This window comes from Rhodopseudomonas pseudopalustris (assembly GCF_900110435.1).
GTDB classification, from domain to species: Bacteria; Pseudomonadota; Alphaproteobacteria; order Rhizobiales; family Xanthobacteraceae; genus Rhodopseudomonas; species Rhodopseudomonas pseudopalustris.
The window spans coordinates 95,421-109,731 of record NZ_FODT01000013.1; the positions used below are offsets into that span (position 1 = coordinate 95,421).

Sequence of the window (14,311 nt, forward strand, 5' to 3'; positions counted from 1 at the left end):
CGGGAGCGCGCCGTGCTCGGCGCAATAACTACACCGGCACCCGCACCGTCGCGCGCAGGCCGCCCATCGGGCTGTCGCCCAGCGTGATGTCGCCGCCATGCGAGCGCGCGATGTCGCGGGCGATGGCGAGGCCGAGGCCACTGCCGCCTTCGTCCTGGTTGCGGGCGTCGTCGAGCCGGAGGAACGGCTTGAACACTTCCTCGCGCATCGCCGTCGGAATGCCGGGGCCGTCGTCGTCAATCATCACCGTGAGATAACGGTGATCGCGCTGTCCTGTGATGGCGATGGCGTCGGCGTGGCGCGCGGCATTCGACACCAGATTGGCGAGGCAGCGTTTGAACGACGCCGGTTTCACCGTCACAACCGGCTGACCGCTGAAAGCCGCAGTGGCGGCGTGGCCGTGGCGCTCGGCGTCGCTGCGCAACTCCTCTAGCGCCGCCGGCATGTCGGTCGGCTGCGCCCGCTCGCCGCTGTCGCCGCGCGCGAACGCCAGATATGCCTCGAGCATCGCAGACATTTCGTCGACGTCCTTGCGCATCCCCTCCGTCTCCGGCGCGTCGCCGATCAGTTCGAGCTCGAGCTTGAAGCGGGTCAGAATGGTGCGCAGATCGTGGCTGACGCCGGCCAGCATCGCGGTACGCTGCTCCATCGCGCGCTCGACCCGGCTCTTCATCTCGATGAAGGCGTAGGCCGCGCGCCGCACCTCTCGTGCCCCGCGCGGCTTGAAGTTCGGCGCGTCGCGGCCCTTGCCGAAGCTCTCGGCGGCGTCGGCGAGCCGCAGGACCGGCCGGATCTGGTTGCGCAGAAACAGCACCGCCACGATCAGCAGCACGGTCGAGGTGCCGACCATCCACACCAGGAAGATCTCCGAATTCGAGGCGTAGGCGGCGCTGCGCAGCGCAAATACCCGCATCACCGCGTCGTCGAGCTGGATGCGGATTTCGACGAGATTGGAGCGACCGACGGAGTCGATCCAGAACGGCCGCGCGATCTGGCGGCCGATCTGTTTCGAGATCGACTGGTCGAGCAGCGAGAAGAACGGCTTCGGCCCGGGCGGCGGCATTTCATTCGGGCCGAGAAAGTCGACCACCAGCCCGAGCCGGTTCTGCGCGATCCGGCGCAGCGCCGCGCTATCCTTGTCCTGGGGGTAGCTCTTATAGACGTCGATCAGCGCCGCAATGTCCTGCACCACCGCCGCCGACAGCCGCTGCGTCACCGTGTTCCAGTGCCGCTCCATGAACACGAAGGCGATCACCGATTGCAGCACCACCATCGGCACGATCATGATCAGCAACGCGCGGGCGTAGAGCCCCTTCGGCATGAAGTCGTTGAAGCGCTGCCCCAGCCATCCATTGGCCGCCGACACCCGCCGCGATGCGGAGCGGATCAGCGTCAGACCATTGTCGAGCGTGCTCATCCGGATCAGGGCGCGGCGACAAGTCGATAGCCGATGCCGCGGACCGCCTGCAGGAACAGCGGGTTGGCCGGATCGCGCTCGATCTTGCGGCGCAGCCGGTTGATCTGCACATCGACCGCGCGCTCGTTGGCGTTGCCGCCGCCGCCGGTCAGTTCGCCGCGCGGCACCGTCTCGCCGGGCGCGGCGGCCAACACGCGCAGCATGTCGCGCTCGCGGTCGGTAAGATGGACGATCTCCTCGCCTTGGCGCAATTCACCGCGCTCGATGTGAAACAGGTAGGGACCGAAAGCGATGGTCTCAGCCTTGGTCGCCGGCGCCGGCGAGGTGCGCTTGAGGATGTTGCAGATCCGCAGCAGCAATTCGCGCGGCTCGAACGGTTTGGCGACATAATCGTCGGCGCCGAGCTGAAGGCCCTCGATCCGCGCCTCGGCCTCGTGCCGCGCCGTCAGCATCACAATCGGCACGTCGGAATCGACGCGGATCGAGCGCGCCAGATCGAACCCTGTCTCGCCCGGCATCATCACGTCGAGGATCAACAGATCGAAATTCAGGCCGGCGAGCTTGGCGCGGGCGTCGCGGACGCTTTGCGCCGTTGTGACGCGATAGCCTTCACTGGCGAGAAAACGCGACAGCAGGTCGCGGATACGGCGGTCGTCGTCGACCAACAGAAGATGCGGTGCATCGTCGGCGGGCCGGACCGGCTTCTTCGCCAATGCTGCTAGCTGGATCACGTGACATCCTTCGCAATGGCGCTGTCCGACTGCAGAATGGTCTGGAGCACCTTATCCGGATCATCGCGGTCGATCATGGCGCGCAGGAACTTGCTCACTGCCTTCGCTTCGTCCGCACCGAGACCGCACAGCGCGCGCTCGATGCGGTCGGTCTGCAGGCCGGCGAGCTTGACCACCAGCGCCTCGCCCTTTGCGGTGGCGAAAAGAAGGCGCTGGCGACGGTCGCTGTCGCCGGCCTTCTGCACGATGTAGCCCTCGTCCAGCAGCTGTTTCAGAACCCGCCCGAGCGACTGCTTGGTGATGCGAAGCACGTCGAGCAGGTCTGCGACCTTCAGCCCGGGATAGCGGCAGACGAAATGCACCACCCGGTGATGCGCGCGGCCGAAACCGAACGCCTCCAGCACATGGTCGGCGTCGCCGACGAAATCACGATAGGCGAAGAACAGCAGTTCAATAATGTCCCATCGCGCCGACGCGGCAGACGACGCGTCGCCCGGCCTCGCGCTCGGCACGCCCTCGCCGCTGACAGGGCTTTTGAAATTTATGTCAGTCATGTTGACATATCTGGTTGTTATGTTACAAAACCGGCGACCAAGACGAAATATTCGACTATTCCGCTTGCGACCCTTCCCCGCGCAGCCTGATAACCAGATGCGGCAGGGCGGCATGCATGCGAATGTCGGACGGCTTGGCCGAAACATAGCGGAGTTCGCGGATTCCGCCAAAACAAGTCTCCCGGCGGGGCCGGGACGGAGAACCACAATCACGGCCACCTGTAGGCGTGCCGGTCCAGGAGATAGGTCCATGGGAATCTCGTTCGACGCGGTCGACGGCTCGGTCTGGCTGAATTTCGACATCCAGCCCGCTGCAAATCCGACGTCCGCAACGGATCGCACGGCAAAGCTCGCCAATCCGGGCTTCGGCCGGGTGTTCACCGATCACATGGCGATCGTCCGCTACGACCAGGCCAAGGGCTGGCATGGCGCGCGAATCGAGGCCCGGGCGAATTTCCCACTCGATCCGGCCACCGCCGTGCTGCACTACGCGCAGGAGATCTTCGAGGGCCTCAAGGCCTATAAGCGCGACGACGGCGGCGTGAACCTGTTCCGCCCCGACGCCAATGCGCGGCGCTTCCGCAATTCGGCCGACCGCATGGCGATGGCGCAGCTGCCCGAGCCGGTGTTCATCGAGGCGGTCGAACAGCTGGTGCGCGCCGACCGCGACTGGATTCCGGGCGGCGAAGGCAGCCTCTATCTGCGGCCCTTCATGATCGCCAACGAGGTCTTCCTCGGCGTCAAGCCGTCGGCGGAATACATCTTCGCGGTGATCGCGTCGCCGGTCGGCTCCTACTTCAAGGGCGGGCCCGCGCCGGTGTCGATCTGGGTGTCGGAGAACTACACGCGCGCAGCGATCGGCGGCACCGGCAGCGTCAAATGCGGCGGCAACTACGCCGCGTCCTTGCGCGCGCAGGCCGAGGCGATCGAGCGCGGCTGCGACCAGGTTGTGTTCCTCGACGCGCTCGAGCGGCGTTACATCGAGGAGCTCGGCGGCATGAACGTGTTCTTCGTGTTCGACGACGGCTCGCTGTCGACGCCGCCGCTCGGCACCATTCTGCCCGGCATCACCCGCGACTCGATCATCGCGCTGGCGAAGGCGTCGGGCGCGCAGGTGCGCGAGGAGCCCTACACGATCGAGCAATGGCGCGCCGACGCCGCCAGCGGCAGGCTGAAAGAGGCCTTCGCCTGCGGCACGGCCGCGGTGATCTCGCCGATCGGCCAGGTGCGCTCGGCCAGCGGCGATTTCAGCATCAATGGCGGCGCCGCCGGCCCGGTCGCGATGGGATTGCGCAAGCAGCTCGTCGACATCCAGTACGGCCGCGCGCCCGATCCGCACAACTGGATCAGGAACGTCGCGTAGTCGACGCGCCGGATCGGCCGCATCGACGAACACCGAAGGAGCACGGCGGGGCAACGCGCTCACGCCGTGCTCTCGCTGTCCCTGCGCGCCGCTTTCGCCGCGTGCATCCGGCTACGTTGAATGTGCTCGTAGACATGGTCGATCACCTCGCGCTGCGCGTCGGTCGGCTCGTCGATCCGCAGCACCACGCAGGCGATCAGACTGCGGCAGGATCGACCGCGGCGGCAGCGCTTCAGCGGGCAGTGTTTGTGCGCGCCGGCCCGGTTGGCAGTGAGTCTAATCATTCGGCTGTGCTCATCGAAACTTCCTGATGCTGCGAGGCAGGTCTGGCCGCGCCCGCAGGCGCCACACCTCTCCCGAGACCAGCGTACCGGCAACGCGCCCCTTGGTGTCGTGACGTTCAGACCCGCGGCTAGGCGGCGGATTGACAGCGCCGCGCGTCGCGGCCGACACTTCCCGGATGTTTGTCTGGCTTCTCATCGCGATCGTGCTGGTCGGCGGCGCGGCGGCGATCGTGAACGACGCCGCCTATGACGGCGGATTGTTCGACTCCGCGACCGTGGTGAGCGTCGCCGCGCTCTCGGCGTTGGCTCTCTATCTCGGGCACGGGTTTCTGCGCGGCGCTAAGAGCGGCGAATGGCTGCATCATGCGCTGATCTGGGCTGCGATCGTGCTCACCGTTGCGCTCGCCTATCGGCTGCTGCCGCTGGCCGCGGCGCTCAGGTTCTGAAGAGATCGGGGGGCGCCTGCCCGGCGGCGGATGCCGTCACCCCTTCGGCACCCAGACATGGGTGCCCCACAGCCCGCGGTGCGGCGGGGGCGAGCCGCGGTAGCGGAGCGTCGTCATCGCGTCGAAGATGTGCCGCTCGCGGGCGTTCTTGTAGATGACGCAGTAATTCGCGCGCTTCAGTTTGAGCAGATTGTCGCGCACACGCTCCATGATCGGCGTCGAGAACGGATTGAACATGTACAGCACGAAGGGCTCGTCCTTGAACGCGTAGTTGCCGGCATCGCCATGGACGACGCCGATGGTCTTGAAGCCGGAGGCCGCGACATTCTGTTTGGCCGAACGCGCCAGTTCGTCGGCGAACTCGACGCCGACGCAGGATTGAAATCCGAGCTCGGCGGCGACGATCAGCATCCGGCCTTTGCCGCATCCCAGATCGACGAAGCGGTAACCGCGCGGGTCGAGACCGATGTATTTGATCGAATCCTGCAGGACACGCGGATCGCTCGCCTGGTAGCGCTCGCCGTACCGACGGGCGTCGTGGCGAATGGTGAGTTGCTCGAGATCGACGCCCGAACCTGTTTCGGTGCCGTATTTGGCGTCCCAATCGACGCTGCCGTGAGGGCTGCTGTCGCGCCCCGTCAGAAGGTTTCGCACCCAAGAGAATGGCATCGCCGGCCTACCGACTGAATGGCCCCGTGTTGGTGATACGCTATTGGCTCGGCGGTGACATGTCGCTTGATTTCGCTCAAAAGGCCTGCAGCCGGGCAGTTCGCTACGGTCATAGGAGGCTGCACGCGTTAATCTGCCGAACGGCTGCGGCTGCGCCGCGAGACGACGGCCGACAGCGCGGCGCCCCCGGCTTGCTGGGATCCCCACCCACGCACCAATTTGGCGCCTCGCTGTCCGGCATGAACCGGACATTGATTAGTGTCATGTCAAGTTGACAAAGTAGACTGTCACGATAATTTGACTACGCGAGAGAACGCCGTGATCGGCACCTGACCAGCAACGCTGGAGGAGGTCCGGGGCGGAGGTCTCAACCGGGGTGAGGTGCCCGGTCGACTGCGTGGCGAGGCCTGAGGGGGCAGCCGTGGTGGTCGGCAGGCGAGTTCGGCCCGGTCGCTGCTAGCGGCACTCGCGTGCGGGTTCAGCACGAAGTTTATTAATTCTCTGAGGAGGTTACCTATGGCAGACGATCCCAACAAGGTCTGGCCGACCGGTCTGACGATCGCGGAATCGGAAGAGATCCACAAGCATGTGATCGACGGCACGCGCATCTTCGGCGCGATCGCGATCGTGGCGCATTTCCTGGCGTATGTTTATTCGCCCTGGCTGCACTAAGGGAGATCGATCATGAATCAAGGCAGAATCTGGACCGTCGTCAGCCCGACCGTTGGTCTTCCGCTGCTGCTCGGCAGCGTCACCGTGATCGCGATCCTGGTGCACACCGCGGTGCTCAACAACACCGCCTGGTTCCCGAAGTACTGGCAGGGTGGCAGCGCTGTTGCCGCCGCGCCGGCCGCTCCGGCCCCGGCCGCTGCTCCGGCCAAGAAGTAAGCTCTCTTACTTCGACATAATAGCCAACGCCCGCCGCGGCCCCTTGGGGACCTCGGCGGGCGTTGTGCGTTTTGAGGATCGCGATTGCGGCGCGGCGCGTCCACCCCACGCCACGGCACCGCCGCCGATCGAACACACCGTGTTCATCCTCGCCGCCTTGTCCTCGTCATCGCCTCGCCTTCGTCACCCCACCGCTTCATCATCACCGCCTTGATCGTGACCGCACCGATCGCTTCGCGCCGTCTGGAACACCTCCAGACTCGCAGCGAGGGCTGTGCGACACGATGATGACCGGGCGCGCGCCGAGTGGTGTTTTTCTTTGATCGATTCTCATCTTTGCGAACACGGGACTCTCCGTTCGCAAAAGACTCGTTGTCGCGGCCGTCGCGCCGGCGATGCAATTCTATTCGCAAGAATCGCCTGTGCCGCAGCCACTTCTCAAACGTTAAGAAAACCTCACCATTGCTCTCACCGAAATATCAGCCTGCGTCACTGCAACTTCATCCAGCCGACCCACTTGAGCCGCATTGCATCGGCATGATGCAGACTGGACATGAAGGAGACCATCGATGACTGCCAACGACCAGCCTAAGTTCGATCCCGAGTACGTCGCGACGCTGCGCGAGGTGCTTGATATCGCGGTCACGCAGATCGCGACGGAACACCGCACTCCCGCAACCAAAGCGGTGATGGCGCAGATCATCGTGCAGAACGCCGCACGCGGCGTCACCGATGCGCGTGCGCTGGTGCATGACGCCGTGCTCGCCGGCGCCGATGGAGCGCCGTAGCTCCCTTAATATCCAACGCCCATCCTCGCGCGCCGCTGTCTTCGCGGCGCGTTTTGATTCGAAAGACACAACCGCCGTCATTCCGGGGCGCTCGCGCAAGCGAGCGCCCCGGAATCCATCAGCCCAGTGCGCGCGTTTCGGCACGGCAATGATGGGCGTCCGGCGATCGACAACGAATGTCAGGGATATGGATTCCGGGTGCGCGCTGCACGCGCCCCGGAATGACGAACGCTGGGCGTGAGCCGCCCTTACTCGCCCCAGGCGCCGAACGCTTCGGAGAAGGCGCGCTCTCCCGGCGGACCCTTTTCGATCGCAATGATGGCGCGGCGCTGGTTGGTGTAGACGATCGGCACGTCGAACCAGGAGCGCTCCTTCAGGAGCTGCAAATTGCGCGCGCGGTCGGCCTCGACATTGCTCAGGCCCACCAGGAAGAAGCCGTCGGTGACCTTGACCGCGAGGCCGGCCAGCGGCGTTCCGCGCGCCTGCTCGTTCGACTTCATCAGGATGCCGGGAACGTTGGCGACGCCGCCGCCGGTGAAATCCTGCGGCAGGATGAACGTCAGCTCTGCCGTGTGGCTCGCCGGCAGCGAGGTGTCGGTGTTGCGGCGGAATGACATCGTCATCTTGAACTTGCGCTCGGGCACCTCGATGTCGGCGCGCACCGCGAGGTCGGCGCCGCCCTTGGCGCTGGCGCCCTTGATCTGCTCGGTGCGCCATACCACCGTGCCGACATATTGCTTGCCCTTGGGATCGGACGGATCCTCGTCGTACAGCACAACGCGCTGAGCGACAGGGGCCACCATTTCCGACGACGAAGGCTGGCCGACGCGGTCGGTGATCTTCGGCCGCTCGGTCGAGGCCGGCGGCGCGGTGGTGGTCGCGGTCTCGGTCGAGGGCTGCGACTTCATCAGTCCGCGCATCGCCGACCACAGCGACGGCCCCCACAAGATGCCGGCGCCGACCAGCACCAGCACAAGACCGATCACCAACGCGCTGCGCAGCGGGAAGCGCGACGGCTTGCGCGTCGGCTTGCGCGAAGCCTTGCGATCCGGCTCGATTCGAGGTCGCGTGGTGGCGGGCTGCGGCGCATAGCGCGACGCCTCGTCGATCGACTCGTCATAGGAATACGGCGCGCCCGGATCGGTGCGGTTCTCCATCGACGGTTCGAGCCGGTCGAACTCCGGCGACGGCGCGACATTGGCGTAGGTCTTGCGCGCCGAGCGATTGGCCTGCGCGGCCGCGCGGCCGATATCGTCGAGATCCGCGGTGACGTCGCGGAAGCCGCGCAGCCCATTGTCGGCGGCCGGATTGGCGCCCTGGCCAGCGCCTGGACCTTGGCCAGCACCCTGGCCCTGATCCGGACGACGCACCGCAGGGCGCTCGCGGCCGGGCTCCGGCGGGATCGGCGGCGGATCGACCCGCAGATTGCGTTGCGGACGGTCTTCACGCGGCGGCGGCGGCGCCGGCGACTGCGACCGGGGGCGCACCGGCGACTCCGGTTCGGCCTGGGCCGCGCCGGGTGGCAACGGCGCGCGGCTGACCTGCGGCGGCGGATCGCCCGGGCGCGACGGCGCGCGGCTCGACGCCCGCAGCGCGTCGCCCGGACGCGCGGCCTCGCCGGCGGGCCGGCGATTCTTCAGCTCGGCGCGGGAGGCGTCGCGGGAACGTTGCGCGGCCTCGGACTCGACCTTGCGCACCGCCTCTTCGAGCGCCAGCCGCTCGCGGGTGATCTCGGATTCGGTCAGCGGCGGCTGGACGCCGCGCAGTTGCGCGATCAAGGCCGCGCGGGCCCGCTCGTAGATCGCACGGCGCTGCTCTCCCGGAGCACTGGGGTCCAGGCCGGATATGGCGCGCGCAATCAGCGGATAGTAATCAGCCATCTTGACTCAAGTTTCGATGTCGTTCGGTAACATCTTATTAAGCCTCGAAGGGATTCTGCACCAGAATTGTATCCTCGCGTTCGGGACTGGTGGACAACAGCGCGATCGGACAGCCGACCAGCTCTTCGACGCGGCGGACATATTTCACCGCCTGCGCCGGCAGGTCTGCCCACGAACGCGCGTTGGCGGTCGGTTCCTTCCAGCCTTCGATGGTCTCGTAGATCGGCACGACGCGCGCCTGCGCGCCCTCGCCAGCCGGCAAATGGTCGATCTCCTTGCCGTCGAGCATATAGCCGACGCAGACCTCTATCGAATCGAAGCCGTCGAGAATGTCGAGCTTGGTCAGCGCGAGGCCGTGGATGCCGCAGGTCCGCACCGTCTGGCGCACCAGCACCGCGTCGAACCAGCCGCAGCGGCGAGGCCGCCCGGTGTTGGTGCCGAATTCGCGGCCGCGCTCGCCGATCTTGCGGCCAATCTCGTTGTCCAATTCGGTCGGGAACGGCCCCTGGCCGACGCGCGTGGTGTAGGCCTTGCAGATGCCGAGCACATAGCCGACTGAGCCCGGACCCATGCCGGTCCCGGTCGCGGCCTGGGCCGCCACCGTGTTCGACGAGGTGACGTAGGGATAAGTGCCGTGATCCACGTCCAGGAGCGCGCCCTGCGCGCCTTCGAACAGGATGCGCTTACCCTCGCGGCGCTTGATGTCGAGCAGCCGCCACACCGTCTCGGCGTAAGGCAGCAGCCGTGGCGCCAGCGCGGTCAGCTCCTTGAGAATCGCGCCCGCCTCGAATTCGGAAAGGCCGAGGCCGCGGCGCAGCGCGTTGTGATGCGTCAGCAGCCGCTCGATCTTGTGCGGCAGCGTGTCGATATCGGCGAGGTCCATCAGCCGGATCGCGCGGCGGCCGACCTTGTCTTCATAGGCCGGGCCGATGCCGCGCTGGGTGGTGCCGATCGAAGTCGCCTTGCTGGCGTTCTCGCGCAGCGCGTCGAGTTCGCGATGCAGCGGCAGGATCAGCGTGACGTTCTCGGCGACGCGCAGATTCTCCGGCGAGATCGCGACGCCCTGCTTGGTCAGCCGCTCGACCTCGTCGAGAAACGCCTGCGGATCGAACACCACGCCGTTGCCGATCACTGCGAGCTTCGACGGCCGCAGCACGCCCGACGGCAGCAGCGCCAGCTTGTAGGTCTCGCCGTTGATCACCAGCGTATGGCCGGCATTGTGCCCGCCCTGGAAGCGGGCGACGATGTCGGCCTGCTCCGACAGCCAGTCAACGATCTTGCCCTTCCCCTCGTCGCCCCATTGGGCGCCGACCACGACGACATTGGCCATTTTCGAGCAGTTCCCCTGCAACTCAACCGGATAAAGCACGATCGTGGAGCGCCTGTCGGCGGCTTGCCTGATCGTTCTGAGAGCCAAGCCAAAACACGGCCGTGGCCGCTCGCGTGCGAGGCGATCAATCGGATAACGGATGCGGGCTTGCGACGCAAGCGAAACGGGCCGTTATCCGACGCCGGATGCGCCCCCAACGCATTGATTTCCCCTGAAAATCCGACGGGCCGGCGCGAAGCTTGACGGCGCTTTTCATAGCCGCTTGGTTGGATCGGGCGAACGGGCGCCGCCGCCCGGCGATCGAAGTGGAGACGACACCCAACATGGTATCGGTGACAACGCAGGGCCTGAATGTGCCCAAGCTCGGGCTCGGCACCTTCAAGCTGCAGGGCAAGGACTGCCACGAAGCGGTGCTGACCGCGCTGGCGATGGGTTATCGGCACATCGACACCGCCGAGATGTACGCCAACGAGGGGTCGGTCGGCGACGCGCTGCAGGACACCGACGTCCCGCGCGAGCAAATCCACGTCACGACGAAAGTCTGGTGGCAGAACCTCGCCCCCGACGCGATCCGCAAGGCGTTCGACCAGAGCCTGTCCAAGCTGAAGACCGACTATGTCGACTTCTACCTGATCCATTGGCCGGCGCCGGACATGAACCTCGCCGCCGCCCTCGAGACGCTGATGCGAATCAAGGCCGAGGGCGGCGCCCGCGCGATCGGCGTGTGCAATTTCCCGGTCGCGCTGCTGAAGCAGGCGGTCGAGGACATCAAAGCGCCGATCGCCTGCAATCAGGTCGAGTATCACGTGCTGCTCAGCCAGAACCGGCTGCTGCCTTATGCGCAGAGCAAAAGCGTGCCGCTCACCGCCTATGCGCCGCTGGCGCAGGGCCGGCTCGCGTCCTATCCGGAACTGCAACAGATCGCCGACAAGCACAACGCCACCGCGGCCCAGATCGCGTTGGCCTGGCTGCTCGAACAGGACGGCGTGCTGGCGATCCCGAAGGCGCGCAGCGAAGCCAGCCAGAGGAGCAATCTCGGCGCGCTGAGCGTCAGGCTCGACCAGGACGATCGCGCCTTGATCGCCAAGCTCCCGAAGGATCAGCGCTTCGTCAAGCCGGCGTTCGCGCCGGAATGGGACCCGGAGTAGGTCGCGCCGGCGCCACGCCCGCGATCATTGCGCTGATTTGCGCGCGACAATGTAGTGGGCGTGACGATTGGCGCCGAAGGTGCGCGCGGTTTCGATGACGAAGCCGGCTTCGGTGATGGCCCGGCGGAGATCCGCCGCGCTCAGCACGGCGAACCGCGGAACGACGCCGAAGGCTTGGAGCGCGGGGATCACCCCACGGCGCATCAGGATGTTCATGTCCCTGACGCAATAGGTCTTGCTGATCAGCAGGCCGCCGGGCTTCAGCTGCCGGTGAATCGCAGCGAGCGTTGCGCGCATGTCCGGGACGAGATGCAGGATGAGAAAGGCGCACACCGCATCGTAAGGCGCGCCCTCACCGGTCGGCGTCGCGTCTGCAACCGTGAAGGTCACATTGTCGGGCGCCGCTTTCGATCGCGCAATCCGGATCATTTCCGACGACGCGTCGGTGGCGGTCCAGTGCGTGACGCAGGGGCCGAGGCGGATCGCCGCGCCGCCGGTGCCGCAGCCGATCTCCAGCACGCGGTCCGATGCCGTCAAACGCGAGGCCGCATCCGCCAGCATCGCGTCGTAGGCAGCGACGTCCTTGATCGGCCGCGCGGCATATCGATCGGCCACCCGGTCCCAGAATTGGCTGTCGTTGCGGTCGGTCATGCCTCGAGCCTTTCACGCCAGCCTTCATCTATCGCAGGCGCATGCCACTGGGAACCGAGCCGAAGGCCGTACAGCGATCCGAACGGATTCGGCGATTGCCGGCCGCAAGCAACCATTGCTAGATCAGCGTCATGGCGCTGCGGCGCGCCGCCACAGGATCAATTCGTTCGAGTCCGGCCATGTCGAAATCCACCCGCGCGACCCAGACGCTCGAGAAGCTCGGCGTCGCGTTCAAGCTGCACGCCTACGACTACGATCCCGATGCGGACTCGATCGGACTCGCCGCCGCCGAGGCGCTCGGCGTCGAGCCGCGGCGGATGCTGAAATCGCTGATGGCCGAACTCGACGGCAAGCCGGTCTGCGCGGTGATCGCCTCCGACCGCGAAGTCAGCATGAAGAAGCTCGCCAGCGCACTCGGCGGCAAGAGCGCGAAGATGATGAAGCCGGCCGACGCCGAGCGGCTGACCGGCTATCACGTCGGCGGCATCTCGCCGTTCGGCCAGAAGAAGCGGGTGCCGGTCGCGATCGACGAAGCGGCCCTCAGCGAGGCCACCGTGTACCTCAACGGCGGCCAGCGCGGGCTGCAGATCGAGATCGACCCCAACGACGCCGTGAAGGCGCTCGACGCCGTGGCGAAGCCGATCGCCGCGGATTGAACCCAGCCGGGCCGCGGAACAGCGGCGTCGCATGGCACGAATTCGGCGGGTGGACTTGCGGCGGCGGCGATTTTCGGCACAAGTCGCCTCCCCTCCAGCAGAGCAGTCAAAACGTGCCCTCCGCTCCCCATCCCTTCGCGCGCCTCACCGACCAGCCCTATCTCCTGCTCAGCCTGACCTCGCTGTTCTGGGCCGGCAACGCCATCGTCGGCCGCGCCGCCGCCGGGCATTTCCCACCGGTGACGCTGTCGTTCCTGCGCTGGGCCTTCGCCTTCCTGCTGGTCGCGCCGTTTGCATGGCGGCACCTGATCGCGGACTGGAAGGTGATCCGCAAACACCTCGTCGTCATGGTCGCGATTTCGATCATCGGGATCTCGACCTTCAACACGCTGCAATACACCGCGCTGCAATACACCACAGCGCTCAATATCCTTCTGCTGCAGTCGACCGCGCCGCTGTTCGTGGCGATCTGGGCGCTGATCGTGCTCGGCGCGCGGCTCACGCTGACGCAGGCGCTCGGTATCATGGCGTCGATGGCCGGCGTCGTGGTGATCATCCTGCACGGCGACCTCGCCCAGATCACGGCGATCGATCTCAACCGCGGCGATCTGATGTTCATCGGCGCGCTCGCGACCTTCGGCCTGTACACCACGCTGACGCAGCGGCGGCCGGCGATGCACGCGCTGTCGTTCCTCGCCTTCACCTTCGGCTGCGGCGCGCTGTTTCTGATTCCGCTGCTGATCTGGGAGCTGACGGTGCGGCCGGCGCCGGCGCTCGACGTCGCCAATGCGGCGTCGCTGGCCTATGTGGTGATCTTCCCGTCGATCCTGGCCTATCTCTGCTACAATCGCGGCGTCCGGCTGATCGGCGCCAACCGCTCGGCGCCGTTCTTTCATCTCATCCCGGTGTTCGGCTCGGCGATGGCGATCCTGTTCCTCGGCGAACAGCCCCACCTCTACCACGCGATCGGCTACGCGATGGTGCTGGCCGGCGTGGTGGTCGCCGCGAGGAAGCCCGCGGCGCCTTCAGCCTGACGGGCTGTTTTCCCGCGCACGACGCGGCCGCGCTACTCCGAAAGGGTATCCTGCCGCGGTGAGGAGATGCCGAACTTGCTGTACGATTCGCGGGTGCAGATGATCAGATGGTCGGCGCAGGCGGCGCGGCGATGCGGATCGCATTCGAGTTCGTATTCGGCCGAGTTCATCATGTCGAGAAACGCCTCGATCGACGGGTAATACACCAGCGCCAGATAGTCCCAATGCCGGCCGTCGTCGCGGCCGAGGGCGATCGCCTTGGCGGTGCCGGTCCACAACAGCGTGCCGCCGCGCGCCTTGATCATCGGAACAGTGAGCGTGCTGTAGCGCAGATAGGCGTCCCAGCCGGAGGCGTCGCCGTCGCCCCCGCTTTCGTTGAACCGCATCAAATTGACCATCACCACCGGCCCGCGATCCTCGCGCTCCAGCTCCTTCAACCCCTCGATATTCAGATGCTCGATGCCCATCGTCG

17 protein-coding genes are annotated in these 14,311 nt (G+C 66.2%); 8 read left to right on the plus strand and 9 right to left on the minus strand.

The window, feature by feature from the left end:
* Positions 1-28 precede the first annotated feature (28 nt).
* From BMY71_RS21065 to BMY71_RS21075, 3 genes are read right to left on the minus strand one after another with little or no spacing between them, the layout of a single operon-like run.
* On the minus strand, positions 29-1,417 hold the full coding sequence (locus tag BMY71_RS21065; RefSeq protein WP_092686049.1) for an ATP-binding protein: 1,389 nt from the start codon (positions 1,415-1,417) through the stop codon (positions 29-31).
* A gap of 5 nt (positions 1,418-1,422) precedes the next feature.
* Positions 1,423-2,148 (minus strand): response regulator, encoded by a 726-nt coding sequence (locus BMY71_RS21070; protein ID WP_011504267.1) that lies wholly within the window; start codon positions 2,146-2,148, stop codon positions 1,423-1,425.
* On the minus strand, positions 2,145-2,702 hold the full coding sequence (locus tag BMY71_RS21075; protein ID WP_092686050.1) for a MarR family winged helix-turn-helix transcriptional regulator: 558 nt from the start codon (positions 2,700-2,702) through the stop codon (positions 2,145-2,147). The genes BMY71_RS21070 and BMY71_RS21075 overlap by 4 nt, the downstream gene beginning before the upstream one ends.
* A 250-nt stretch (positions 2,703-2,952) precedes the next feature.
* On the opposite strand from BMY71_RS21075, the gene BMY71_RS21080 reads away from it, so the two are divergent.
* The gene (locus tag BMY71_RS21080) at positions 2,953-4,065 is read left to right on the plus strand and encodes a branched-chain amino acid aminotransferase (RefSeq protein ID WP_092686051.1); all 1,113 of its coding nucleotides are present in this window, start codon (positions 2,953-2,955) and stop codon (positions 4,063-4,065) included.
* A gap of 59 nt (positions 4,066-4,124) precedes the next feature.
* Here the strand turns inward: BMY71_RS21080 and BMY71_RS24555 are convergent, their stop codons facing one another.
* Positions 4,125-4,349 carry a hypothetical protein gene (locus BMY71_RS24555; protein WP_139202707.1) on the minus strand — a complete coding sequence of 75 codons (225 nt, stop codon included), beginning with the start codon at positions 4,347-4,349 and terminating at the stop codon, positions 4,125-4,127.
* A 176-nt stretch (positions 4,350-4,525) separates the two neighbouring features.
* Between BMY71_RS24555 and BMY71_RS21085 the strand changes: the two genes are divergently transcribed.
* Positions 4,526-4,795, plus strand: coding sequence for a hypothetical protein (locus BMY71_RS21085; RefSeq protein ID WP_175557744.1), 270 nt, complete (start codon positions 4,526-4,528; stop codon positions 4,793-4,795).
* Between the two features lie 36 nt (positions 4,796-4,831).
* Here the strand turns inward: BMY71_RS21085 and BMY71_RS21090 are convergent, their stop codons facing one another.
* Positions 4,832-5,464, minus strand: coding sequence for a class I SAM-dependent methyltransferase (locus BMY71_RS21090; RefSeq protein WP_041805452.1), 633 nt, complete (start codon positions 5,462-5,464; stop codon positions 4,832-4,834).
* A 516-nt stretch (positions 5,465-5,980) separates the two neighbouring features.
* On the opposite strand from BMY71_RS21090, the gene pufB reads away from it, so the two are divergent.
* From pufB to BMY71_RS21105, 3 genes are all read left to right on the plus strand, one after another.
* A complete protein-coding gene (pufB, locus tag BMY71_RS21095; protein WP_011440233.1) occupies positions 5,981-6,136 on the plus strand; it encodes a light-harvesting antenna LH1, beta subunit in 156 nt (51 codons plus the stop codon).
* A gap of 12 nt (positions 6,137-6,148) precedes the next feature.
* Positions 6,149-6,352, plus strand: coding sequence for a light-harvesting protein (locus BMY71_RS21100; RefSeq protein WP_011504273.1), 204 nt, complete (start codon positions 6,149-6,151; stop codon positions 6,350-6,352).
* A 569-nt stretch (positions 6,353-6,921) separates the two neighbouring features.
* Positions 6,922-7,140, plus strand: a complete 219-nt coding sequence (locus tag BMY71_RS21105; RefSeq protein ID WP_011504274.1) for a hypothetical protein — start codon at positions 6,922-6,924, stop codon at positions 7,138-7,140.
* A 248-nt stretch (positions 7,141-7,388) separates the two neighbouring features.
* Here BMY71_RS21105 and BMY71_RS21110 read toward each other — a convergent pair whose 3' ends face one another.
* A complete protein-coding gene (locus BMY71_RS21110; RefSeq protein ID WP_092686052.1) occupies positions 7,389-9,020 on the minus strand; it encodes a hypothetical protein in 1,632 nt (543 codons plus the stop codon).
* Positions 9,021-9,057: 37 nt separating this feature from the next.
* A complete protein-coding gene (locus BMY71_RS21115) occupies positions 9,058-10,350 on the minus strand; it encodes an adenylosuccinate synthase (RefSeq protein ID WP_011504276.1) in 1,293 nt (430 codons plus the stop codon).
* Positions 10,351-10,673: 323 nt separating this feature from the next.
* Here BMY71_RS21115 and BMY71_RS21120 point away from each other — a divergent pair, with 323 nt between their 5' ends.
* Positions 10,674-11,498 (plus strand): aldo/keto reductase, encoded by an 825-nt coding sequence (locus tag BMY71_RS21120; RefSeq protein ID WP_092686053.1) that lies wholly within the window; start codon positions 10,674-10,676, stop codon positions 11,496-11,498.
* 24 nt (positions 11,499-11,522) lie between these two features.
* Here the strand turns inward: BMY71_RS21120 and BMY71_RS21125 are convergent, their stop codons facing one another.
* The gene (locus tag BMY71_RS21125) at positions 11,523-12,149 is read right to left on the minus strand and encodes a class I SAM-dependent methyltransferase (RefSeq protein ID WP_011504278.1); all 627 of its coding nucleotides are present in this window, start codon (positions 12,147-12,149) and stop codon (positions 11,523-11,525) included.
* A 179-nt stretch (positions 12,150-12,328) separates the two neighbouring features.
* Here BMY71_RS21125 and ybaK point away from each other — a divergent pair, with 179 nt between their 5' ends.
* Both ybaK and BMY71_RS21135 read left to right on the plus strand, forming a co-directional pair.
* Complete coding sequence (gene ybaK, locus BMY71_RS21130) at positions 12,329-12,805, plus strand: Cys-tRNA(Pro) deacylase (RefSeq protein WP_041806104.1); 477 nt, start codon at positions 12,329-12,331, stop codon at positions 12,803-12,805.
* Positions 12,806-12,918: 113 nt separating this feature from the next.
* Entirely contained in the window at positions 12,919-13,839 is a 921-nt protein-coding gene (locus BMY71_RS21135) for a DMT family transporter (RefSeq protein WP_041806105.1), read from the plus strand.
* A gap of 32 nt (positions 13,840-13,871) precedes the next feature.
* Here the strand turns inward: BMY71_RS21135 and BMY71_RS21140 are convergent, their stop codons facing one another.
* Complete coding sequence (locus BMY71_RS21140) at positions 13,872-14,306, minus strand: DUF1330 domain-containing protein (RefSeq protein WP_011504280.1); 435 nt, start codon at positions 14,304-14,306, stop codon at positions 13,872-13,874.
* Between the last annotated feature and the right edge of the window lie 5 nt (positions 14,307-14,311).